The sequence below is a fragment of the Mesorhizobium sp. M0923 genome, from assembly GCF_040319365.1.
In the GTDB taxonomy this organism is placed as follows: domain Bacteria; phylum Pseudomonadota; class Alphaproteobacteria; order Rhizobiales; family Rhizobiaceae; genus Mesorhizobium.
This window is the reverse complement of sequence record NZ_JAMYNW010000001.1, coordinates 130,740-153,437: the sequence shown is the minus strand read 5'-3', so window position 1 is coordinate 153,437 and position 22,698 is coordinate 130,740. Positions and strand designations below refer to the sequence as shown.

The 22,698-nt window shown below is 62.3% G+C and carries 18 protein-coding genes; 11 read left to right on the top strand and 7 right to left on the bottom strand.

Annotation, left to right across the window (positions count from 1 at the left end; all coding sequences use genetic code 11):
- The first annotated feature begins 5 nt into the window (after positions 1 to 5).
- Entirely contained in the window at positions 6 to 926 is a 921-nt protein-coding gene (locus tag NKH89_RS00705; RefSeq protein ID WP_023719986.1) for a phosphorylase family protein, read from the top strand.
- A gap of 499 nt (positions 927 to 1,425) precedes the next feature.
- On the opposite strand, the gene NKH89_RS00700 is transcribed toward NKH89_RS00705, so the two are convergent.
- The 5 genes from NKH89_RS00700 to NKH89_RS00680 form a co-directional block, all read right to left on the bottom strand.
- Positions 1,426 to 1,908: a GNAT family N-acetyltransferase gene (locus NKH89_RS00700; protein ID WP_245278622.1), complete on the bottom strand. Its 483-nt coding sequence runs from the start codon at positions 1,906 to 1,908 to the stop codon at positions 1,426 to 1,428.
- A 187-nt stretch (positions 1,909 to 2,095) separates the two neighbouring features.
- Complete coding sequence (locus NKH89_RS00695; RefSeq protein WP_352908309.1) at positions 2,096 to 3,832, bottom strand: adenylate/guanylate cyclase domain-containing protein; 1,737 nt, start codon at positions 3,830 to 3,832, stop codon at positions 2,096 to 2,098.
- A 448-nt stretch (positions 3,833 to 4,280) separates the two neighbouring features.
- Positions 4,281 to 5,306: an aldose epimerase family protein gene (locus NKH89_RS00690; protein WP_023719983.1), complete on the bottom strand. Its 1,026-nt coding sequence runs from the start codon at positions 5,304 to 5,306 to the stop codon at positions 4,281 to 4,283.
- An 85-nt stretch (positions 5,307 to 5,391) separates the two neighbouring features.
- Positions 5,392 to 6,849, bottom strand: a complete 1,458-nt coding sequence (locus NKH89_RS00685) for an NAD-dependent succinate-semialdehyde dehydrogenase (protein WP_352908308.1) — start codon at positions 6,847 to 6,849, stop codon at positions 5,392 to 5,394.
- A gap of 170 nt (positions 6,850 to 7,019) precedes the next feature.
- A complete protein-coding gene (locus NKH89_RS00680) occupies positions 7,020 to 7,970 on the bottom strand; it encodes an AEC family transporter (protein ID WP_352495988.1) in 951 nt (316 codons plus the stop codon).
- A gap of 149 nt (positions 7,971 to 8,119) precedes the next feature.
- Here NKH89_RS00680 and NKH89_RS00675 point away from each other — a divergent pair, with 149 nt between their 5' ends.
- The 3 genes from NKH89_RS00675 to NKH89_RS00665 all read left to right on the top strand — a co-directional run bounded on the left by NKH89_RS00675 (position 8,120) and on the right by NKH89_RS00665 (position 11,784).
- Positions 8,120 to 8,566, top strand: coding sequence for a caspase family protein (locus NKH89_RS00675; protein ID WP_352908307.1), 447 nt, complete (start codon positions 8,120 to 8,122; stop codon positions 8,564 to 8,566).
- Complete coding sequence (locus NKH89_RS00670) at positions 8,536 to 11,130, top strand: caspase family protein (protein ID WP_352908306.1); 2,595 nt, start codon at positions 8,536 to 8,538, stop codon at positions 11,128 to 11,130. Before NKH89_RS00675 ends, NKH89_RS00670 begins: the two co-directional genes overlap by 31 nt.
- Before the next feature lie 105 nt (positions 11,131 to 11,235).
- The gene (locus tag NKH89_RS00665) at positions 11,236 to 11,784 is read left to right on the top strand and encodes a histidine phosphatase family protein (RefSeq protein WP_352495969.1); all 549 of its coding nucleotides are present in this window, start codon (positions 11,236 to 11,238) and stop codon (positions 11,782 to 11,784) included.
- A 216-nt stretch (positions 11,785 to 12,000) separates the two neighbouring features.
- Here NKH89_RS00665 and NKH89_RS00660 read toward each other — a convergent pair whose 3' ends face one another.
- Positions 12,001 to 13,161: an alpha/beta fold hydrolase gene (locus NKH89_RS00660; RefSeq protein ID WP_036245003.1), complete on the bottom strand. Its 1,161-nt coding sequence runs from the start codon at positions 13,159 to 13,161 to the stop codon at positions 12,001 to 12,003.
- Between the two features lie 711 nt (positions 13,162 to 13,872).
- On the opposite strand from NKH89_RS00660, the gene NKH89_RS00655 reads away from it, so the two are divergent.
- The 5 genes from NKH89_RS00655 (at position 13,873) to NKH89_RS00635 (ending at position 18,837) form a co-directional block, all read left to right on the top strand.
- A complete protein-coding gene (locus NKH89_RS00655) occupies positions 13,873 to 14,157 on the top strand; it encodes an acyl carrier protein (RefSeq protein ID WP_023719977.1) in 285 nt (94 codons plus the stop codon).
- 38 nt (positions 14,158 to 14,195) lie between these two features.
- The gene (locus tag NKH89_RS00650) at positions 14,196 to 15,383 is read left to right on the top strand and encodes a beta-ketoacyl-ACP synthase (RefSeq protein WP_352495968.1); all 1,188 of its coding nucleotides are present in this window, start codon (positions 14,196 to 14,198) and stop codon (positions 15,381 to 15,383) included.
- Positions 15,384 to 15,457: 74 nt separating this feature from the next.
- Complete coding sequence (locus NKH89_RS00645; RefSeq protein ID WP_023719975.1) at positions 15,458 to 16,729, top strand: beta-ketoacyl-ACP synthase; 1,272 nt, start codon at positions 15,458 to 15,460, stop codon at positions 16,727 to 16,729.
- Positions 16,730 to 16,813: 84 nt separating this feature from the next.
- Positions 16,814 to 17,842 (top strand): zinc-binding dehydrogenase, encoded by a 1,029-nt coding sequence (locus tag NKH89_RS00640; RefSeq protein ID WP_352908305.1) that lies wholly within the window; start codon positions 16,814 to 16,816, stop codon positions 17,840 to 17,842.
- Between the two features lie 2 nt (positions 17,843 to 17,844).
- On the top strand, positions 17,845 to 18,837 hold the full coding sequence (locus NKH89_RS00635) for a lipid A biosynthesis lauroyl acyltransferase (RefSeq protein ID WP_352908304.1): 993 nt from the start codon (positions 17,845 to 17,847) through the stop codon (positions 18,835 to 18,837).
- A gap of 150 nt (positions 18,838 to 18,987) precedes the next feature.
- Here the strand turns inward: NKH89_RS00635 and NKH89_RS00630 are convergent, their stop codons facing one another.
- Positions 18,988 to 19,416 (bottom strand): L,D-transpeptidase, encoded by a 429-nt coding sequence (locus NKH89_RS00630; RefSeq protein WP_023719972.1) that lies wholly within the window; start codon positions 19,414 to 19,416, stop codon positions 18,988 to 18,990.
- Between the two features lie 222 nt (positions 19,417 to 19,638).
- Between NKH89_RS00630 and NKH89_RS00625 the strand changes: the two genes are divergently transcribed.
- Together NKH89_RS00625 and NKH89_RS00620 are read left to right on the top strand one after the other, a co-directional pair.
- Complete coding sequence (locus NKH89_RS00625) at positions 19,639 to 20,928, top strand: acetylornithine deacetylase/succinyl-diaminopimelate desuccinylase family protein (protein ID WP_352908303.1); 1,290 nt, start codon at positions 19,639 to 19,641, stop codon at positions 20,926 to 20,928.
- 130 nt (positions 20,929 to 21,058) lie between these two features.
- Positions 21,059 to 22,537 (top strand): ABC transporter substrate-binding protein, encoded by a 1,479-nt coding sequence (locus tag NKH89_RS00620; RefSeq protein WP_352908302.1) that lies wholly within the window; start codon positions 21,059 to 21,061, stop codon positions 22,535 to 22,537.
- The last annotated feature ends 161 nt before the right edge of the window (positions 22,538 to 22,698 follow it).

Below are 22,698 nucleotides of genomic sequence, written 5' to 3'. Positions count from 1 at the left end.
GAAACATGCCCACCAATCACCATGCAGCCGACGATCTGACGGATCATTCCACGGACATCCCTCAGGTAGGGTTGGCCATCATCACCGGGTCGGCAAACTGGGGGCTTGCCTTCCCGGAAGATGTCGAATTCGATGGTGTGCGCACGTTGCGGCGCGACATGAGTTTTGAAACGCCTTTCGGTCGTACCGACAACTGGAAGCTGCTCGAGTTCGATGCGTCGATCACAGCCGAAGGGAGAGCAAAACGTGCGTTGTGCATGTATTCGCACGGCAATCCCCGCGACCGTATCGACCATTCCTGCCATCGCCGCGCGTTCTGGGTATTGATGCGGGCGGGTGTACGGCAAGTTCTCGCCTGCTCGACTGTAGGCGCCGTCAACAAGGCGATCCAGCCGGGCGACATGGTGGTGACCGCCGACATCATTGAACTGACGCAGACCCCGTTTTCACTGCTTCCTGACCGCCAGAGCTTTGACTGTTCGGGCAAGCAAATCGTGTGTCCAAGATGTGCGGCGGTTCTGGTCGAAACGGCCCGCCGTCATTGGCCAGCCGAATGCCGCGTTTACGGCATCGAACAGCAGTTGGTGGCTGCCCATTGTTATGGGCCCCGACTGACAACGCCAGCCGAAGCCTTGGCGTATCGGGGCATGGGTGCGGATGTCCTCAACCATTCCATCGCCCCTGAGGCGACCTTGTCGCGCGAGATCGGCGCGTGTTTCGTGCCTTGCGCATTCGTGACGGCGGGCTTCAACGACTATATGGATCGCAATCGCCAGAAATTGCTGCAGGAGGACGTGCTGCCCAGTCTCTCCATGACAGCCTCGCGGGTCGCGCTGGAGACCGCCGCGCGACTTCCCGCTGATCCGGAATGCTCCTGTCACGGCTTGAAGTCGCCTCAGCCGAAAGAACGCTCCAGCCGGTTCTGAGACGACCTTGGTGCGCCGGATAGCTGAAGCTCTGCCACCGACCAAGAATCCCGAGGGCGCTGCATTGGGCGTGTTTGCGACGTTCGAAACGCTGAGGGCGGCGTTTGAGGATTAGGGTCAAAACTCAATCAGACTGGCTGCCGCCAATGGCCCAGATGGGCGGAACTTGCCGTTTGAATTAGTCGGCGGGAATGAGCACAGAGCGCCATTTGCTGACAATCATGGCGCTTCAGCATTGCGCTCGTTCTCGCTACGACCTGATGCGGACCCGAAGCGGATGGTCGTTTGATCCGGTTAAACTCAACGCGCCACCCGACCACATGCGCCATCTCGAGACGTTCCCGAAAACCCCCACGTCGGTCGCGACTCGACCATGGAGCGGAAGTACAGGCGAAGTACTGTTTCGTTCGAGATGGCCTGGTTCAATCTCCAGCATCCTCCTCCTGCCATACTGGCCGGAGCGAGTGCCGGCCGCGAGCGAGTGGCCTTTGAGCGTAGCTCAGAGCGTCTTGCTCATCATCAGGATCGGAACCGGAGCGCCGCCACGGTCATCGACGAATTTCTCGGCGGGTTGGTAGCCGCAGGCTCGATAGAGCGGCTCTCCTGCCATCGTGGCTGCCAGATCGGCACGGCGGAAGCCCTCAGCCTTAGCGGCACGTTCACACAGCGAAAGGATAAGGCGGCCGACGCCTCGCCGGACAAAGTCCGGATGCGTATACATGGCTCTGATACGCGCCGCGTCCGTGGCTGGATCAAGCAGTGCCGCGTTGCGTCCCGGTGACTGATCACCACCATACATGGTCGTGCGCCGGCTCCAGCCACCGCAGCCTGCCAGGACGCCGGCGTGCTCCACGACGAAATAGGTGCCATCATCGACAAGCTGCGTGTCCAGCCCCATGATTGCGCGGCTGGATCGGATCTGGTCATCGTCGAGAAACGGTTTCTGGAGTTCGGAGATCGCTGCATCCATGAGCGCAATCATGGAGGCGAGGTCCTCGCGTCGCGCTATCCGGTGCCGAAAGTCTTCACTGGCCATGTTCAAGCACACCATGAGGCGAAACAAACGCACGATATGGCGAATTTCGTTCCGTCAGAAGACCAAAATGTTCGCTGCTGCGGCAGCCTTGGGACGCCTGTCGACAGCAGGCCGAAGGTATAACCAATGACAGTCATTCTGGCAGCCCCGCCATGCGATAACCTTCCACGATATGCCGGCGCACGTCTTCGGCTGGGAATGGCTGCGAATCCGACCAGTGCCGGATAGTGAAGTGCGGATTGCTTATCATGAACATTTTCGCCTCCCAGCGCGCTTCCTCCAAACGGCCAAGTTGCGCAAGGCTTGCTGCAAGCAGGCGTCGTGAAGTCGTGCGATAGGTTTCGGGCCTGCGCAGCGTTTGGATCGCGGATTCGTAGTCGCCCATGGCATATTGGGCCTGGCCCAACATCCAGTAATACCAACCGGGCGGGTGAGGGTTGAGTCGCAGTGCCCTGCGGACCTGCTCTATGGCTTCGGCAGGTCGCCCCTTTTCAGTCGTCAACTCGGCCCGCATCGCCCAAGCGTCGGCGTGGTTGGGGTCCAGCTCGTGGGCAGCATCGAATTCGGCATCCGATTCCACCCAGCGACTCTCATGTCCCAGTATGACGCCCAATACCCATCTGTTCCCGGCGTCGTTCGGGTCGAGTTCGACCGCCAGCTGTGCTTCGGCGAGCGCTCTTGCGCGTTTGGGGTCCATCGGTTCGTCCCAGAACTCCCAGCCCAGCCAGAGGTTGAGTGCCAGCCAACGGTGCGCCTCCGCGTATTCCGGGTCGAGCGCGATTGCCCGGTTCAGCAGCAAAATGGCCTCTTTCGCGGTGAGCGCCGTTTGCAGGCCAAGGGCCCGGGCACGCACACAGAGATCATAGGCCTCCAGGTTGCTCGGTCTGTTGCGCGCCGGCGCGGTGGTCAGGCGGCCAACCAGAGCCTCGACAATCTTGCCGGTCACCTCGTCCTGAACGGCGAAGATATCTTCTAGGCTCCGATCGAATCTTTCGGCCCAAAGGTGGTCACCCGCGATCGCGTCGATCAGTTGGGCGTTGATACGCACCCGTCCAGCGGCCCGCCGTGCACTACCTTCAAGAAGATGGCGAACTCCCAGTTCTCGCGCGATGCGACGCACATCCACGTGCCTGCCTTTGTATGCAAATGCCGAGTTGCTGGCGATGACGAACAACTCGCTTGTCCTCGACAGATCCGTAATCAAGTCTTCGGTGAGGCCATCGACAAATGCCTCCTGCTCCGGATCATTGCTCATGTTCGTAAAGGGCAGGACGGCAATGGAGGGCTTGGCGGGGAGCTGCAGAGGCGCTTTCTCCGCGAGCCCGCCATCGTCCGATGCGGTCGACAGCCGGATCCGGTAGACAGACACTGGTTCGGTGACGTTCTTGATCGCTTGCGGACCAAGTTCGTCGAAGCCGCAATCGAGCTTCCGCTTGACTTGGTCGTAGACGCTGCCGGACACACAGACATCTCCTGCCCCGGCCATTGCCTGGAGCCGCACTGCGACAATGACGCCGTCGCCGAACAGATCGCCGTCCTCGACAACGACATCGCCCAGATTGATGCCGATATGCAGGTAGATTCTCCGGTCGGCGGTCACACCCTCGTTTGCGGCCGCCATCCGCTTCTGAAGGTCCACGGCGCATGACACGGCGTTCACCGCGCTTCCGAACTCGACCAGAACGCCATCACCCATCACTTTCACAATACGGCCATGACGGTCGCGGACGAGTGGTTCGAGGATTTCCTTCCTCGTCCTCCTTAAAGCGGCCAACGTTCCTTGCTCGTCCAGGTCCAGAAGTCGACTGTAGCCCACCACGTCGGCAGCCAATATGGCGGCAAGGCGGCGTTGGGCGCGTTCTTCGGCCATTTCGCGTTGCTTTCATTGAAAGCAGAAAAGCGAATTTTATGCCGCCCATTTCAAAAGTCTATCAGGTTGACTTCGAGGCTCGATCGCCAAGCAGCTACATAGGGTGATCGCGCCTGTCGATTGTCCCCACTGGGGCCACGACTTGCGCTTGGGGCTCGTCTTGGAGAAGGTCAGCAAGGGGTCAGTGCCGAGTGCCGCGAATGTCGGCTATCGCGCAGTGAAATGGGCTGACGAAGGGCAGCTCAGGGTCAACTTGCGTCGTCAGGGCTCTCGGCGTCAAAGGTCCGAGAGGGTTCGAAGTCGGTCGTTCAGAGTGATTGCGTTTTGACTCCAGAGCGCCGCGCGTCATTGGACGCGCAAAGGACGCTATAACACTTTGAATTTGCATGATCCTTTCCGAACCGGAGGTCAGCGCAGCAAAACCATGCCGGTTTCCGGGTGTCATGCCCTAAGGCAGCCTAAACCGGTATTCCGTCACGTGATGGTAGATCTGGCCCGGCCACAGCGTGGCTTGCGGGAAATACGGCCGGTTGGGCGCATCCGGCCAGATTTGCGGTTCCAGGCAGAAGCCTGAAAAAGGCTTGTACTGGCGGCCGCCCAAACCAGGCGAAGACGGCGCCAGATACTGGCCGGTATAGAGCTGGACGCCCGGCTCGGTGGTCCAGAGCTCCATCTCGACGCCGGAATTCGCGCCTTGCGCCCATGATGCCTGCTTCAGCGGCCCGCGCGTCGAGGCAAGGCAGAAATTCTGGTCGTAGGGGAGCTGTTCGCCCTCGGTCTCCATGCGCAGCGGCCGCGCCTGGCGAAAGTCGAAAGGTGTGCCGTCGACCGGCTTGACCGTGCCTGTCGGAATCAAATCGGCGTCGACAGGAATATAGGCGCCGGCATTCAGCATCAGCCGGTGGTCGAGAATGTCGCCGGCGCCGCCGTCATCCAGGTTGAAATAGGAATGCTGGGTGAGGTTGCAGAGCGTCGGCTCCTCGCAGGTGGCGGTCAGTTCGATGCTGAGCGTGCCGGGGATCTTCAGCCGGTAGGTGCAGGTCACGTCGAGCGCGCCGGGAAAGCCCATCGTGCCGTCGGGGTCATGCAGGGTCAGCGTGACAAAATCCCTGCCATGCAGCGAAACCGCCCAGGCTCGTCGCGAAAAACCTTGCGAACCGCCATGCAGCGTATGCTTTTCGAGGAAATTGCGCTCGGTCTGGTAGCGTTTGCCGGCAAGCGTAAAGCGGCCGTCGCGGATACGGTTGGCGTAGCGCCCGACGACAGTGCCGAAGAAGGCCTTATCCGTCTCATAGTACTGGAAACGATCATACCCGAGCACCAATGGCGCCTCGTGCCCGGCCAGGTGCAGATCCTGGATGATCGCGCCCAGGCCGATAATGTTGGCGGTAAGGCCGCCGCCACGGATGGTGAAACGGCGGACTTCCTCGCCCGCCTGCGTCGTGCCGAAAACCTCGCCGTCCTTCATCGCCATGCTCGCAAGTTCGTTGCTCGATCGACGCCAGCCTGGCCTTTCCGAAGCGGCCCAGGATCGTTTTCGGTATTACCGTATGAGGCTTCTAGAGACCAAGTCCGCCGATGCAGACATATTTGGTGTCGAGATAATCCTCGATGCCCTGATGGCCGCCTTCCTTGCCGAGGCCCGATTCCTTGACGCCGCCGAACGGCGCCTCAGGCGTGGTGATGAGCCCTTCATTGACCCCGACCATGCCGTATTTCAACCCTTCCATGACCCGGAAGGCGCGGCCGAGATCGCCGGTGTAGAAATAGGCGGCCAGCCCGAACTCGGTATCGTTGGCGAGTCCTACGGCCTCTTCCTCGGTCTCGAACTTGAACACCGGCGCCACCGGGCCAAAGATTTCTTCCTTCATGAAGCGCATCTTCGGCGTGGCATTGGCGATCACCGTCGGCTGGAAGAACGAGCCGCCGAGCGCGTGGCGCTTGCCGCCGGCGACGATCTTGCCGCCTTTGGCAGTAGCGTCGGCAATCAGCTCCTCGACCTTCTCCACCGCCTTCTCATCGATCAGCGGTCCCTGCTGGACACCGTCTTCGAGGCCGGAACCGACCTTCAGCCCGTTGCTCGCAGTAGCCAGCTTTTCGACGAACCGGTCATAGATGCCGGCCTGCACCAGGAAGCGGTTGGTGCAGACGCAGGTCTGGCCGGAATTGCGGTATTTGGCGGTGATGGCGCCAGCGACGGCCCGATCGAGATCGGCGTCGTCGAAAACGATGAACGGCGCATTGCCGCCGAGCTCCATCGACACTTTCTTGACGGTCACCGACGACTTCTGGATCAGGATCTTGCCGACCTCGGTCGAGCCGGTGAAGGTGATCTTCTTGACCAGCGGATTGGCACAGATCTCGTCGCCGATCTCGCCGGCGGCGCCGGTCAGGAGGTTGATCACGCCTTTGGGGAAGCCGACTTCTTCGGCAAGCGCGCCCCAGGCAAGCCCGGAATAAGGCGTCTGCGACGCCGGCTTGACCACGGCCGTGCAGCCGGCGGCAAGCGCCGGGCCGAGCTTGCGGGCCAGCATCGAGGATGGAAAATTCCATGGCGTGATGGCGGCGATGACGCCGACCGACTCCTTGGTCACCAGGATGCGGCGGTCCGCCCAGGGTGACGGAACGACGTCGCCATAGGTGCGGCGGCCCTCTTCGGCGAACCACAATATGTAGGACGCGGCCGAGCCGATCTCGCCCTTCGATTCGAACAGCGACTTGCCCTGCTCGATGGTCAGCAGTTCGGCCAGCACGTCCTGATTGTCCATCATCGCGTCGTGCAGCTTGCGCAACAGCTTCGAGCGTTCGAGCGCGGTGGTCTTGCGCCATGTCTTGAAGGCAGCGTCGGCGGCCTCGATGGCGCGGCGGGTCTCGGCCTTGCCCGACTTCGGCACGGTGCCGATCTTGAGGCCGGTGGCAGGGTTGTTGACGTCGACCGTCTGGCCTGAATCGGCCTGCACCCATTCGCCATTGATGAGATTGGCCTGCCGCATGAAATGGCTGGTTTTCTGAAGCATGATCTCGCCTCCGTTCGGCACCTGGCGGGCCGGTCGCTGATTTCGTGAATGGACGTGCGCGATAGCATCGCTAGAGCCACTGCTCTTAGCCCAGGGCAAGCCCCGCAAGCAATCACAAGATGGCATATAGGGTTTAGGCCAGCCAAAGCGAGAGCGATCCCGCCGGGCTCCTATCCAAAAATATGGACGACCACTGTCAGCCAAAACGCAGTGGTCACGACCGCACTGGCGGTGGCGATGGTCATCTGGTTCGATGCCAGCGCCTGGCCGGTGTTGAACTGCACGGCAATGAGATAGGAATTGATGCCGGACGGCAACGCCGCAACCATGACCGCCACTTTGGCGGTCAATGGCGGCAGGCCGATCAGCCAGACCAGGCAAAGAACCAGTGCTGGCATCAGGAACAGTTTCAGCGCCGACAGCGCCAGCGCCGGGCGGACATTGCCGGAAATACCGAAACGGCGCAGGCTTAGCCCCATGGCAAACAGCGCCACCGGGGCGGCCGTGCCGGCCAGCGCGTCGCTCAACCGCGTCGCAAGCGCTGGCAGCGGCGTACCGGTGAAGCGCCACGCGAGCCCGGCCAGTATGCCGATGATCAGCGGGTTGATGAATACCCTCCTGAGAAAGCTCGTGATGACGCGGAGCGGATGCACAGGCTCGCTGCCGCCGCGGCCGAACATTTCGAACAGGATGATCGAGGCCATCATCATCACCGGCAGGTGAATGGAAACCAGCAGCGACAGCACTTCGAACCCGGCCGGGCCGAACACGCCGATGATGAAGGGAGCACCGAGCAGGACGACATTGGAATAGGACGACGACACGCCGCCGACGACGCCGGCGCGTGCGTCTCGTCCGAAGATGCGCGTAATGACCAGATGGCCGGCAGCCCAGGTAAGCGCCACCGCTGCGAAATAGGCGCCCCACAGCGACCACGGCGCCACGCCGTGGAAATCCGCCTTTATCATGGTCTGGAACAGCAAAAGCGGCATTGCCACGTTGATGGCGAATTCGGATACGCCCTCGCCGCTCGCCGGCTTCAAATAGCCGGTCAACCCGGCAAGATAGCCGAGCCCGACGAGACTGAAGACGAAGAGGACGGTTTCGGTAAGCGGAGACATTTTTGCCGTGATAGGCGAGCCCTGATCGCGGCGCAATCGCCCTTCCCTCGCGAATGTACCAGCCAACAATCCGGCCGCTCGGATCTTGCCCGAATTTGCTCATGGTTGGATGGCAGCGCTATACAGGGTTGTCGGGGGACACGCGGCGAATGGGCCTTGTCGGAAATCAGCACTTCTTCAAGCAGGCGTGGCTGACGGCTTTCGTCGCCGCCCTGCTCTGTCTCGTGGTGACCTCGACTCATGCCGCGGAGCCAGCAAGCCTCAAGGGCGTGGCGCTGATCGTCGGCCAGTCGAAATACCGGCACATAACGGCTCTTCCCAACCCCGCCAACGACGCCCGCGACATCGCCAAGTTGCTGACCGATCTCGGCTTCGACGCGCGCAGCGTCACCGACCGCGACGCGGCAAAGCTGAAGCGTGATCTCGAGCGTTTCGCCGAGGATGCCGAGGACGCCGACGTCGCCTTGATCTACTATTCCGGCCACGGCATCGAGGCCGGCGGCGAAAACTATCTGGTGCCGGTCGACGCCGACGTTTCTTCATTGAAGGACGCGATCAGGCCCTGGTGCCGATCTCCGCCGTCATGGACGAATTGAAGACGACCGTGCCGGTAACGATCATGCTGCTCGATGCCTGCCGCACCAACCCGTTTCCGGCGGACGCGGTGCTGCGCCGGACGCCCACGGCCTCGGCCTCGCCGATCGGCGCCGGCGGACTGGAGCCGGTGCGCGGCGCCAAGGCACTGGCGGACGCGACCGCGACGGAAAATCTGGGAACGGTGATCGGCTTTGCCGCCGAGCCGGGGCGGCCGGCACTCGACGGTATCGTCGGCGAAAACAGCCCCTACGCAGCGGCACTTCTGCGCCATCTCGCGGCGATGAAGGGCACGGAGTTCGGCTCGGTCATGCGCATGGTGACCGAGGAGGTCTATCTCGACACCAAGGCAAAGCAGCGGCCATGGGTCAATGAAAGCCTGCGCCGGCTGCTCTATTTCGGCGTAGCACCGCAGGAACCGACCGGCGACGACGGGCTGATCACCGGCGAGCGGCGGCAATTGCTGCTGACGATTGCCGAGTTGCCGGACCCCAAGCGGGCACAGGTGGAACTGGCCTCGCTGCAGGACGGCGTGCCGCTCGACGCGCTTTATGGCGTGCTGAAGGCGCTCGGCACCGAAAAGATGCCGGAAGACCCCACCGACCTGCAAAAGCTGCTCGACGCCCAGGCCGAGCGCCTGAAGAAGATGATTTCCGAGCGCGACGCGCTGCGCACCGACGACCCCGAGATAAGCCGCCTCGTCGCCTCGGCCGACAAGGCCATAGGCCAGGGCGCCATCGTCACCGCGCGCAACTTCCTCGACCAAGCGGTGGGCCGGGTCGAGCAGGCCAGCGGCGCCGTCGACCAGGCGGAGGAATTGGTCAGGCAAAAACGTCTTGCCGACGCGGCGATTTATACCAGGCGCGCCGACGCTTCGGCGCTGGTCTTCGACTATCTGTCGGCCGCCAACGATTACGGCAAGGCCTTCTCGCTGGTCGAGAAACGGGACGACAGACTGCGCTGGAACTACAAGAACCAGGAGGCGGAAGCGCTGAATGCCCATGGCAATGCCACCGGCGACAGGCAAGCGCTGCAGCGCGCCATCGACGCCTACCGCGTCATCCTGAATTTCATCCCCAATGGCGAGCAGAACCGCGACTGGGCGATCACCCGCAACAACATGGCGGTGGTGCTGCAGACGATCGGCGAGCGCGAGCGCGAAACCGACCGGCTGGAAGAGGCAGCGAAGATCTTTCGCGATTCGCTTGTCGTGTTCGAGCGCGAGAAGGACGACCTCAACTGGGCCGCCGCCCAGAACAACCTGGCCAATGTGCTGCTTAAGATCGGCGAGCGCGAGAGCGACCCGAAACGCCTGAACGAGGCGGTGGTGGCGATGCGCGCCACGCTGGAGAAGCGTCCGCGGGACAAAGTCCCGCTGGACTGGGCCGCCTCGCAAAACAATCTCGGCCTTGCGCTTTATGCGCTTTCGGAACGGGAACCGAATGGCGAGCGCCTGACCGAGGCCGAGACTGCCTACCGGCTGGCGCTTGAAGAGTACACGCGCGAAAAAGCACCCGTTCAGTGGGCGATGCTTCAGAACAATCTGGGCAACACGCTGGTGTCTCTCGGCACGCAACGCAACGACAAGGCGAAAATCGACGAAGCGGCCGATGCCTTTCGCGCTGCGCTCAAGATCCGCACCCGCGCCACCTTTCCGGTCTCCTGGGCGACCAGCCGCCTTAATCTCGGCAACGCGCTGAGCAGTGCTGCTCGTTTCGATCTCGGCACCGGCCTGCTCGAAGAGGCGGCTGCCGCCTACGGCGATGCGCTGACCATCTTCACCCGCCAGCGCTTTCCGATGGATTGGGCTTCCGCTGAGAACAATCTCGGCTCGATCTACCAGACGCTCGGCCAGCGCACCCGCGATGCTGCCAGGCTTGAGCAATCGGCCGCCGCATACCGGGCGGCACGGCGCGTCTATACCAAGAAGGGCTTTCCGCTCGACTGGGCGATGACCCACTATAATCTCGGCAACACGCTGCAACTGCTCGGCGGCGTGACCGACAAGCCGGTGCACTACGAAGACGCGATCGAGGCCTATCGCGATGCACTGCGCGAATACAAGCGCGAGACGACGCCGCGGCAATGGGCGCTGGCGCAGGCCGGCCTCGGCTCGGCGCTGCAATGGCTGAGCATGAGCGAGGCCGATCCCGGCAAACTGGCCGCTTCTATCGCCGCGCGCCGGGCGGCGCTACAGGTGCTGACCTTCGAGACCTCCCCCGTCGATTGGGCAAACGCGCAGAACGGCATCGGCATGAGCCTGATCAATCTCGGCAATCTCGAACGGACCGGCAGATATCTGGACGACGCCGAAGCCGCCTTCGAGGCGACGCTCAAGGTCTTCACCCGCGAAGGCCAGCCGATGCAATGGGCCTTCGAGCAGAACAATCTCGGCGACGTCCACTGGAACCGCGGCAGCTATGGCGGCGGCAATGCCGAATACCAAAAGGCGATCGAATTCTTCGAGAACGCCAAGCAAGGCTTTACCGAAGCCGGCTACACACTCCCCATCCCGCTGACCGACCGCAAGATCGATCTGGTGAAGAAGCAGATAGCGAAGAAATAGGCGTCTCGGCCGCAGGTTGCACTCGGCTTGTCTTTCAGCCGGCTTTGCCGTCCCTATATGCCGGTCACCGGGGACCTGCCTGCCGGTCACCCGAAAGGATGTCTGATGCTTCGATTTGTGCTGGCGCTGCTGTTGCTTGCCGTTTCCGCCACAGCCCATGCGACGGAAGCCGGCTGGGCGCTGCTCCGCGACGGCGGGCATGTGGTCCTGCTTCGCCATGCCATGGTCACCGGCACCACCGATGCGGCCAATTTCGACCTCGGCAAATGCGCGACCCAGGTCAATCTCTCTGAGCGCGGCAAGCAACAGGCGCGCAAGATCGGCGCGCTGTTTGGCGCCCGCGCCGCACCGGTCGAGCGCGTGCTGTCCAGCCGCTATTGCCGCTGCCTCGAGACCGCCCGCATCGCTTTCGAAAGCGAGCCGGAGCCGTTCGCACCGCTTGACCTGCTGAAGACCGACGAAAAGGAAAAGGCCGACCAAATTGCCGCGATCCTTGCCGAGATCCGCGGCTATTCCGGCTCCGACAATCTGGTCATGGTCACGCATCTCGAAAACATCCAGGAATTGACCGGGATCTCGCCGCGTGAAGGCGAGGCGGTGGTCGTCGAGCCGCAGGGCGACGGCCTGCGAGTACTCGGCCGCGTCACTTTCTGACTGCGCCGGAGCCGGTTGAAGCGTTCGCTAGTAGTGAAATCTAGCGTTTGGTACCTTAAGCGGAATACCGGTTCCGACCCGCGATGAGGTCTTGATCGAGTCCAAGGTCGACATTGACCCTTAGTCAGGACCAACGAGCGCTTTCAACGAAAGCGAATGCGATGGTACGTCTCATTAGGCCTTCCGAGCCGTGACAACGGGCGAGGTTTTCGTCCTCTACTTTGCCGGCCGGAGCCTCAGCGGCCGAAAAAAGGCCCGGATGTCCTCGACCAGGAGTTCGGGTTGCTCAATCGCCGCGAAATGTCCTCCTTTCGGCATGTCGGTCCAGCGCTCGACACGGAAGACTCGTTCGACCCAGGAGCGAGGTGGCATAGGGAGCTCTCGAGGGAAGACTGCAACGCCGAGGGGCGGTGTTATTCGCTCCCTTGGCCCGAAGATCAGGGGGCAGAGCCGGTTCTCTTTGTAAATCCGGAGCGAGGCCTCGATCGTGTTACCGAACCAGTAGAGCGAGATGTCGGTAAGCAGCGTGTCTAGAGGGATGGCGCGTTCGAGTTCGCCTTCGCAGTCGCTCCAACTGCGGAACTTCTCGGCAATCCATGCGGCTAGCCCGATTGGGGAATCTGTCAGTGCAAAGGCTAGCGTCTGGGGCTTGGTCCCCTGCAGAAAAGCGTAGGCCCCCTCCGTCGCGACGAAATTCGCCGCACTGTCGAGGAATGCCTTCTCCTCCGGCGTGACAGGTGGGTCGCCGCGACCGAGGGTCGGGCGGAAACTGCCCGGAATGTAATTCAGGTGCAATCCGATAAGGTCCTCCGGGTAAAGCTGAGCGAGCCAGGTCGAGACGCCGGCGCCGATGTCGCCACCTTGTGCGGCGAAGCGATCATATCCCAGTTCGCGCATCAGCCCCCGCCACAGCTTCGCGACATGCTTTGAGCTAACGCCGGCTTGACGCGGCGGGGACGAGAAGCCGAAACCCGGAAGCGACGGTGCGACGACATCGAAGGCGTCATCGGCATCCCCGCCGTATTTGGCAGGTTCCGTGAGCAGCGGAATGACATGCTCGAACTCGGCGAAGGAGCCGGGCCAGCCATGAGTGAGGATCAACGGCAAGGGCGATGACCCCTTTCCTTTCTGGTGAACGAAATGGATGTCGCACCCGTCTATCGTGACCCTAAACTGAGGCAACAGGTTCAGACGTTTTTCGTGATCGCGCCACCTGAAATCGTATTCCCAGTAACGTGAAAGCTTTCTGAGGAAATCAACGTCAGTACCGTCCTCCCATCCGTATGCGAAGATCGACGACGGCCATCTTGTCGCTTGGATACGACGCTGGAGGTACTCGATCTGTTCATCCGGGATGTGGATGTGGAAGGAATGCATGACCACGGGTGTTGCTCCGATCAGCGGCGAAGAATTGTCCCATCAAGGCACAGAACGAAGGAAAACTCACTGAGCGACCGCTTTGTCCGCTACTTGCTCGTTCCCATCTACGAGACGAAGGTAACATTCCACCGTTGGTGGCAATTCGTTCAAGTTACCCGGCGTCAGATTTTCACCGCTACCAGCCAAGCGTCGACATGGAGCTTCCATCCCTCGATCATGTCCGCGAACGCGTCCTCCGTCAGTTCGGACAGATACGATGCTCCTGCCGGGCTCAGGCAGTGAACGCATAGGTAATCGACGCCTCCGTGCCTCCGTTAGTGGTCGGTCGGCAGGCCACCTCGACAATCCGACACGCGAATCCGGCGTAACGCGAACATAGCGGATGCGGTGCGCCAGCCGCCCACCCATGCTCATGTCGCCATGCTTAGCCAAGGCCTTGAGCACCTTCACCAATCGTTTTTCCAGGCGCACCCGGTCTGCACGCGTTCTATGGTCATAGATCTTCGTGGTACATTGGTACACGCAATGACCAGAGATGGGACGGTTTCGGCATATCGCCGGGAGGAGTTGCCAGCGACCCCTATTGCTCTGCCAGAACAGCAATCCCAGTTGCCGCCGGCGCATCAGGCCTTTTCCTGCCCGGAAAAACCGATTAGACAGCCCAAAACACATGCGGACAGATTCCGCCCGCAATCGAAGGAAAAGCCCTTGTCCACCACGTTCGACAAAGTCGCCAAGATTATCGCCGACACCAGCGAGATCGACATCGAGACGATCACGCCCGAAAGCCACACCATCGACGATCTCGGCATCGACAGCCTCGACTTCCTCGACATCGTCTTTGCCATCGACAAGGAATTCGGCATCAAGGTGCCGCTGGAAAAGTGGACGCAGGAGGTCAATGACGGCAAGGCGTCGACCGACGACTATTTCGTCATGAAGAACCTGTGCGCCAAGATCGACGCGCTCGTCGCCGCCAAGAACGCCACGTAAGCACAGCGCTTGACGCGCCTTCACCCGAACAGCCGCCCATGAACCCCCACGACGTCGTCATATCAGGCATCGGCCTAGTCTCGTCGCTGGGCGAGGGTCCGGATGCGCATTGGCAAAAGCTCGTCCAGCCGCGCCTTGAGCCGGTTCTGGAGGCCTCGCGCTTCTCGCCCTATACAGTCCACCCGCTGCCGGAGGTCGACTGGAACCTGCAGATCTCCAAGCGTGGCGACCAGCGGCAGATGGAGACCTGGCAGAGGCTCGGCACCTATGCGGCCGGCCTTGCGCTCGATGATGCCGGCATCAAGGGCAATGACGAACTCTGCGCGACCATGGACATGGTGGTGGCCGCCGGCGGCGGCGAGCGCGACGAAGCGGTCGACGCGGCCATTCTCGCGGCATCGGAAAGCCGCAATGACCGCGACGTGCTGCTCAACGAGAAGCTGACCACGGAATTGCGCCCGACGCTGTTTCTGGCACAGCTTTCCAACCTGCTCGCCGGCAACATCTCGATTGTCCACAAGGTGACGGGGTCGTCGCGCACCTTCATGGGCGAGGAAGGTGCGGGCGTCGCCGCCGTCGAGACCGCGGCCGCGCGCATCCGTTCCGGTCAGTCGACGCATATACTGGTCGGCGGCGCTTTCCAGACCGAACATTCCGACATGCTGCTCGGCTATGAACTGGCCGGCTACCTGCATCGCGGTCCGTGGCGGCCGGTCTGGCAGAGGCAAGGTGCCGAGGGCGGCGGCGTGGTGACCGGATCCGGCGGCGCGTTTCTCGTCCTGGAGCAGCGCGAGCACGCGACAAGCCGTGGCCGGAAGATCTATGCGGAACTTGGCCCGGTCCTGTCCGGTCGCGCCAGGCGCCGGCGGGGCGAACTCGATGGAGAGATCGCCATGCTGCTGAAGCAAGCCGCATTGCCGGACGGCGAGTTGCTGGCGATCTCCGGCGCTTCGGGCGCCCATGCCGCGACCGCCGCCGAGAAATCGGCGCTCGAGGCCAATCCGGCGATCGCCGCACGCGGCTTTTCGACGCTCACCGGCCACATGAAGGAAGCGCAGTTCCCCTTCGCCGTCGCGCTGGCGGCCCTGGCTGTCGACCGCGAGGCCGCCTACCCTGTCTTCGACGCCACAGTCGAAAAACCGTTTGCCGGCGTCCCGAAGACCGTCCTTGCAACGGCGATCGGCTATCACCAATTCGAGGGCATGGCGCTGATCAAAGCCGCCTAGAGCATCGGACCGAAAACGTGACGCGGTTTTCGGGCGATCCGATGCTCCAAGAGAAACAGGTTTTTGGACAACAAATGGCCAATCTGAACGACCACATGGGCAGGCCGATCGTCGCCGTCACCGGCATCGGCGTGGTGACCTCGCTCGGTGTCGGCAAGGCCGATAATTGGGCGGCGCTGACATCCGGCAAGTCCGGCATCCATCCGATCACCCGCTTCCCGGTCGATCATCTCAACACCCGCATCTCCGGCATGGTCGATTTCCTGCCGTCGAGTTCCAAGGGCGCCAGTCTCCTCACCTATGAGCTTGCCGAAACCGCGGCCCAGGAAGCGATGTCTGAGGCAGGCCTCGATGCCGGCGATTTCGGCGGACCGCTTTTCCTCGCTTCGCCGCCGGTCGAACTCGACTGGAGCGAGCGCTTTTCGCTCTACAATTCCGACACGCACGATACCGGTGCAGAGAGGCTCCTGCGGGTGGCGCGCGGCCTGAGGGAACTCGACATTTTCGAGACCACCCAGTTCGGTTCGATCGCCGACCGGCTTGCCGATCGTTTCGGCACGCGCGGCCTGCCGATCACGCTGTCGACCGCCTGCGCCTCGGGCGCCACGGCGATCCAGCTCGGCGTCGAGGCGATCCGCCGCGGCGAATGCGACCGGGCGCTGTCGATCGGCGCCGACGGATCGGCAACCGCGGAGGCGCTGATCCGCTTCTCGCTTCTGTCGGCGCTCTCCACCCATAACGACATCCCCGAAAAGGCATCCAAGCCGTTCTCCAAGGATCGCGACGGCTTCGTGCTGGCCGAAGGCTCGGGCGCCCTTGTGCTGGAATCGCTGGAGGCAGCACTTGCCCGCGGCGCCACCATTCTCGGCATATTGCGCGGCTGCGGCGAAAAGGCCGACGACTTCCATCGCACCCGCTCCAAGCCGGACGGTTCGCCGGCGATCGCGGCGGTGCGCGCCGCCCTTGCCGATGCCGGCCTGAGCGAGGACGGGATCGATTATGTCAACGCCCATGGCACCTCGACGCCCGAAAACGACAAGATGGAGCATTTGTCGCTGTCGACGGTGTTCGGCGAGCGTATCTCGTCAATGCCGGTCTCGTCGAACAAGTCGATGATCGGCCATACCCTATCGGCAGCCGGTGCCGTCGAGGCTGCATTTTCGCTGATGACGATGCGCGAAAGCGTCATTCCGCCGACCATCAACTACGACAATCCCGACCCGGCGATCGTGCTCGACGTGGTGCCGAACACCAAGCGCAACGCCGAGGTCGGCACGGTCCTGTCGAACTCCTTCGGCTTCGGCGGCCAGAACACCTGCCTTGTCATGGCGCGGGAACCGGTCTAAGCGACCGTTCCGCTCTAGCACTGTTGTCGTGCGCATGGTCCTTTCCGAAACGGTTCTCGGGTCATGCGCAACCTGGGATCTGGCATGCGCGCATTGCAACTTATCGAGGATCGCCGGCTTGAAACGGTGGACCTGCCACCACCGCCGCCGCCTTCGCTCGGCGAGGTGACGCTGCGCATCAAGGCCGTGGCGCTGAACCACATCGACGTCTGGGGCTGGCGCGGCATGGCTTTTGCCAAGCGCAAGCTGCCGCTGGTCGTCGGCGCCGAGGCTTCCGGCGAGGTCGAGGCGGTCGGCCCCGGCGTTTCCAGCCTTGTGCCCGGGCAATTGGTGTCGATCTATGGAGCCCGCACCTGCGGTCTTTGCCGCGCCTGCCGCGAAGGCCGCGACAATCTCTGCGAGCATGTTTCGGGCGTGCACGGCTTCCATCTCGACGGCTTTGCGCAGGAAAAGATCAACCTGCCGGCGCGCCTTCTGGTCCCCGCCCCGCCAGGCGTGAGCGAGATCGGCGCGGCGGTGGCGCCGGTTACCTTCGGCACGGTCGAGCATATGCTGTTCGACAATGCCCGGCTGCAGCCCGGCGAGACGATACTCGTCCATGCCGGCGGCTCCGGCATCGGCTCAGCCGCCATTCAGCTGGCCAAGAAGATGGGCTGCACGGTCATCACCACCGTCGGCTCGCACGAAAAGATCGACAAGGCCAAGGCGCTCGGCGCCGACCACGTCATCAATTACCGCGACGACCGCTTCGAAGGCGTCGTGCGCAAGCTGACGAAGAAGAGGGGCGTCGACGTGGTGTTCGAGCATGTCGGCGCCGACACCTTTGCCGCCTCGATGCTGTGCCTGAAACGCGGCGGACGGCTGGTCACCTGCGGCTCGACCTCCGGCGTGTCGACGCAAATCAATTTGATGCAGTTGTTCCAGCAGCAGCTGAAGCTGCTCGGCTCGTTCGGCTGCCGCATGGAAAACATGGCCGACGCCATGCAGAAGATGGCGGCGGGTCTTGTCGCGCCGGTGATCGACACCGAGGTCGGTTTCGACGGCATCGATGCCGCGCTGAAGCGCATGGAAGGCCGCGACGTGTTCGGCAAGATCATCCTGCGCGTCGGCTGAGAATGGTCGGCAAGACTTTCAGGAAGATCAGCCGGGACCTGGGATTCCGCCATGGCCGGCGGCTTCGACGGTTCAACTACTGGCTGGTCGCGCGGGTCGCGATGATCATCATCTCCGCGCTGCGCCTGCTGCCGCCCGACAGGGCGCTCAGTTTCGCCGACCGCGCCGCCCGCCGCATCGGCCCTTGGGTGCAGCGCCACAAGGTTGCGATCGACAATCTGCGCAAGGCCTATCCGGAAAAGAGCGATACAGAGATCGAGGCGATCGCCTCCGACATGTGGGGCAACATGGCTCGCCTCGCCGCCGAATATATCTTCCTCGATGCTTTGTTCGACTACGATCCTGCTGCGACGATGCCGGGCCGTGTCGAGGTCAAGGGCGTGGAGCATTTCGTGCGCATCGCCGGCGAGGACAAGCCGCATATCGTCTTCACCGGGCATCTCGGCAATTTCGAGCTGCTGCCGGTGGCTGCTGCCACCTTCGGCATGAACATCACGGCGCTGTTTCGCCCGCCCAACAACCCTTACCTCGCCGACTACATCCTCTCGACCCGCCGCTCGAGCATGGGATCGCTGCTGCCGTCTTCGACCGGCGCCTCGTTCGCGCTTGCGGCCATCCTGGAGAACGGCGGCAATATCGGCGTGCTGGTCGACCAGAAATTCACGGGCGGGCTCGAGACGACATTCTTCGGCCGCCCCTGCGAGAGCAACCGCGTACTAGGCACGCTGGCGAGGCACTACGATTGCGATGTCTACCCGGCGCGCTGCGTGCGCTTGCCGAACAATCGTTTCCGGCTCGAGATCGAGGACAAGCTCACCTTGCCGCGCACCGCAGGCGGCAATGTCGACGTCCCCGCCACCACCCAGCTTCTCAACGATGTGGTCGAGCGCTGGGTGCGCGAAGACCCTGGCCAGTGGATGTGGTTCCACAAGCGCTGGGAGATCAGCAAGCGCAAAAAGCGGCGGCCGTTGAAATTGCGCGACAAAGCCGCCTGAGCGGAAATCATAGCAAACATTTTCCGCTACTGACGTATTTTGTTCTTGCTTTGTGCCGGCAGCTATGCTACTAATTTCGGTATGGTGCTACTTGGCGCCGACGAACCTGCCGCTCCGGCGGGTTTTTTATTTTCGGGCCCAGTGACAGGCCTAATTCGTCACCAGGATCCGCGTGTTGCCGAAGCCGGCTTTGCGCACCATCGAATAGAAGGCCGCGGCGTTGCTGGGGTGGAGGCGCACACAGCCATGCGATGCCGGGCGCCCCAATTGCCGGACGGCACCGGTGCCGTGGATGGCATAGCCGCCGCGGAAGAACACCGAATAGGGCATCGGCGACATATCGTATTTGCGCGAATACCACATCCTGGCCGTCCGCTGCGGACGATAGCTGCCGCGCGGCGTGATGTAGCCTTTGCGGGCGGTGGAAACGCTCCACCGGTAATACGAAAGCCCGTATCTTACCGTCATCGTCTGTGAGGAAATATCAATGTTCGCGACCAGGCTGGCCGCCCGGCCCTCGAACGACGAACCGAACAGCATCGCTACCAATGCTGCTGCCATGAGAACAGTGTTTTTCATGCGATCAAACCCCTTTGATGCCCCTTGCCTGCGTGCCCTCACGCTGTTCTCCAGCATTTTGATGGCAAGCCAGCGAGCTAACACCTACTCCCTGACGATTTCACCAATCCAAAGCAGCGAATTTGAACGATTTCCCGCAATAGTTGCCGTAACGACACGCAATCGCCTCGCAATTCGCCATCGGGCTTGCAAAACCGCCTCATCCGCTGCTCAATTCGCCGAATGAACGAACCGAACGAACGGCTCCTCAAGGCGATCGATGACCGAGCCGATGATCTGGTTGCGCTGGCCGCGGATCTGATCCGCTTTCCGACCATCAACCCGCCCGGCGAAGCCTATCGGCCGTGTGCCGAATTTATCGGCGCGCGGCTGAAGAAGCGCGGTTTTGAGATCGAATTCATCCGTGCCGAAGGCACGCCCGGCGACACTGACCGTTATCCGCGCGTCAACGTCGTCGCCCGCTTCGATGGCCGCGCGCCGGGTGCTTGCGTGCACTTCAATTCGCATATCGACGTGGTCGAGCCCGGCGACGGCTGGAGCCTCGATCCGTTCGCCGGCATCGTCAGGGACGGCAAGGTCTATGGCCGCGGTGCTTGCGACATGAAAGGTGGGCTTGCCGCCTCGATCATCGCCGCTGAAGCCTTCATGGAGGTCTTTCCCGATTTTCCCGGCGCTATCGAGATTTCGGGCACGGTCGACGAGGAGTCCGGCGGCTTTGGCGGTGTCGCCCATCTGGCCAAGCTCGGCTATTTCTCCAGGCCGAAGGTCGACCACGTCATCATTCCCGAGCCGCTCAACAAGGACCGCATCTGCCTCGGCCATCGCGGCGTCTGGTGGGCGGAGATCGAGACCAAAGGCGAGATCGCGCACGGCTCGATGCCGTTCCTCGGCGACAACGCGGTGCGCCATATGGGCGCCGTGCTGCGGGCCTTCGAGGATGAGCTGTTTCCGGCGCTCGACCGCAAGATGACGCGCATGCCGGTCGTGCCCGAAGGCGCAAAACGCTCGACCATGAACATCAACTCGATCCATGGCGGCCAGACGGAGGATTTCCGGCCCGGCCTGCCCTCGCCCAACGTGCCCGATTCCTGCCGGCTGACCATCGATCGACGTTTCCTGCTCGAAGAGGATCTCGGCACGGTCAAGAGCGAGGTGATCGATATCCTCGAGCGGCTTAAGCGCGAGCGCAAGAAATTCGATTACGAAATCCGCGATCTGATGGAGGTGCTGCCGCTGATGACCGAGCGCGACGCACCGGTGGTGAAGGCGGTCGCGCAAGGCATCATGGAGATATTCGACCGCGAGCCGGACTATGTGATTTCGCCGGGCACCTACGACCAGAAGCACATCGCCCGCATCGGCCACATCTATGACTGCATCGCTTATGGCCCGGGTATTCTCGACCTTGCCCACCGACCCGACGAATGGGTCGGCATTGCCGATATGCTGGACTCGGCAAAGGTGATGGCCATCGGCCTCGGCGTTCTGCTGAGGAGCGCCGGCCCGCGATGATCCGGCTATGGGCGGAAAAACATTCCTCCCGGCGGCGGCGGACGGTACGAAACGCAATTTACTCGGCGGCGAATTCACGCTTCTATCCGCCGGGTTTCAGCACGTGTTTTAGCATATGGGGAGTTGCACGATGAAATTGTGGAAAACCATTCTGGCCGCAGCGGCGCTGGCGTTGGCCGCCGGAACCTCGGCGATGGCCGCGCGAACTGACCTGGTCATCGGCATTCCGCTCGAACCCCCGCATCTCGATCCGACCGCGGGTGCTGCGGCTGCGATCGACGAGGTGCTCTACGCCAATGTCTTCGAGGGCCTGACCCGCATCGGACCGAACGGCGAAGTGCTGCCCGATCTCGCCGAAGGCTGGAGCATTTCCGACGACGACAAGGTCTACACTTTCAAGCTGCATACAGGCGTGAAATTCCATGACGGCAGCGACTTCAACGCCGACGACGTGAAATTCTCGCTCGATCGTGCCCGCGCCGACAATTCCGTCAACGCGCAAAAGGGCCTGTTCGCCGCCATCGGCAAGGTCGAGGTCGTCGATCCCGCGACGGTGACGGTCACGCTGAAGAACCCGCAAGGCTCGTTCCTTTACAATATGGGCTGGGGCGACGCGGTGATCGTCGCGCCTGAGACAGCCGACACCAACAAGGAAAAACCGATCGGCACCGGCCCGTTCAAGTTCCAGAACTGGGCCAAGGGCTCATCGATCACGCTGGTCAAGTCGGACAATTACTGGGGCGCCCCGGTGTTCCTCGACAAGGCCGAGTTCCGCATCGTTCCGGACGCCGCCGCCGCCGTTCCGGCGCTGCTTTCCGGCGACATCCAGGCCTTTCCGTTCTTCGATCCTGACAGTGTCGCCCAGGTCAAGGACGACCCGCGCTTCAAGGTGGTGATCGGCTCGACCGAGGGCGAAACCATCCTGTCGATCAACAACAAGAAGCCGCCCTTCGACAAGCTGCAGGTCAGGCAGGCGATTTCCTTTGCGCTCGATCGCAAGGCGATCATCGACGGCGCCTCGGCCGGCCTCGGCGTGCCGATCGGCTCGCACATGTCGCCCGCCAGCAAGGCCTATGTCGACCTCACCGGCCTCTATCCGCACAATGTGGACAAGGCCAAGGAGTTGCTGAAGGAAGCCGGCCTGGAGAATGGCTTCAAGGCGACGCTGAAGCTGCCGCCGCCCTCCTATGCGCGGCTTGGTGGCGAGATCATCGCCTCCGAGCTTCGCGAAATCGGCATCGACCTCGAGATCATCCCTGTCGAATGGGCGCAGTGGCTTGATCAGGTCTTCACCAAGAAGGATTACGACCTGACCATCGTTTCCCACACCGAGCCCAACGACATCGATATCTATTCGCGCAAGGACTATTACTTCAACTACGACAATCCGGCCTTCGACAAGATCATCGACGAGCTGAACCTTACCTCCGACGAGGCCAAGCGCATGACGCTGCTCGGCGAGGCGCAGAAGGTTCTGGCCGATGACGCCGTGGTCGGCTTCCTCTACGAATTGCCGAAGGTCGGCGTCTGGGACGCCAAACTGCAGGGCCTATGGGAAAACGCCCCCATCCAGGCCAACGACCTGACCAAGGTGAAGTGGACGGATTGAGCCGCTGACAGAAGGGCGAAAGTTGCACTCCGTCACACCCCCCTCTGTCCTGCCGGACATCTCCCCCTCAAGGGGGGAGATCGAGCCCTCATCGCCGCTTTCGCTAACCACTAGCGTTGCAAGGACAGTGTCAGCGTGGAAACTGCCAATCTCCCCCCTTG

Bases quoted from the DNA above. Each gene is read 5' to 3' on its own strand.
- NKH89_RS00645 (WP_023719975.1), top strand. From the start codon at position 15,458: ATGGCCAATCTGAACGACCACATGGGCAGGCCGATCGTCGCCGTCACC.
- NKH89_RS00685 (WP_352908308.1), bottom strand. From the start codon at position 6,849: ATGCTTCAGAAAACCAGCCATTTCATGCGGCAGGCCAATCTCATCAAT.
- NKH89_RS00690 (WP_023719983.1), bottom strand. From the start codon at position 5,306: ATGGCGATGAAGGACGGCGAGGTTTTCGGCACGACGCAGGCGGGCGAG.
- NKH89_RS00680 (WP_352495988.1), bottom strand. From the start codon at position 7,970: ATGTCTCCGCTTACCGAAACCGTCCTCTTCGTCTTCAGTCTCGTCGGG.
- NKH89_RS00640 (WP_352908305.1), top strand. From the start codon at position 16,814: ATGCGCGCATTGCAACTTATCGAGGATCGCCGGCTTGAAACGGTGGAC.
- NKH89_RS00625 (WP_352908303.1), top strand. From the start codon at position 19,639: ATGAACGAACCGAACGAACGGCTCCTCAAGGCGATCGATGACCGAGCC.
- NKH89_RS00665 (WP_352495969.1), top strand. From the start codon at position 11,236: ATGCTTCGATTTGTGCTGGCGCTGCTGTTGCTTGCCGTTTCCGCCACA.
- NKH89_RS00635 (WP_352908304.1), top strand. From the start codon at position 17,845: ATGGTCGGCAAGACTTTCAGGAAGATCAGCCGGGACCTGGGATTCCGC.
- NKH89_RS00695 (WP_352908309.1), bottom strand. From the start codon at position 3,832: ATGGCCGAAGAACGCGCCCAACGCCGCCTTGCCGCCATATTGGCTGCC.
- NKH89_RS00630 (WP_023719972.1), bottom strand. From the start codon at position 19,416: ATGAAAAACACTGTTCTCATGGCAGCAGCATTGGTAGCGATGCTGTTC.
- NKH89_RS00675 (WP_352908307.1), top strand. From the start codon at position 8,120: ATGGGCCTTGTCGGAAATCAGCACTTCTTCAAGCAGGCGTGGCTGACG.
- NKH89_RS00700 (WP_245278622.1), bottom strand. From the start codon at position 1,908: ATGATTGCGCTCATGGATGCAGCGATCTCCGAACTCCAGAAACCGTTT.
- NKH89_RS00705 (WP_023719986.1), top strand. From the start codon at position 6: ATGCCCACCAATCACCATGCAGCCGACGATCTGACGGATCATTCCACG.
- NKH89_RS00660 (WP_036245003.1), bottom strand. From the start codon at position 13,161: ATGCATTCCTTCCACATCCACATCCCGGATGAACAGATCGAGTACCTC.
- NKH89_RS00620 (WP_352908302.1), top strand. From the start codon at position 21,059: ATGAAATTGTGGAAAACCATTCTGGCCGCAGCGGCGCTGGCGTTGGCC.
- NKH89_RS00650 (WP_352495968.1), top strand. From the start codon at position 14,196: ATGAACCCCCACGACGTCGTCATATCAGGCATCGGCCTAGTCTCGTCG.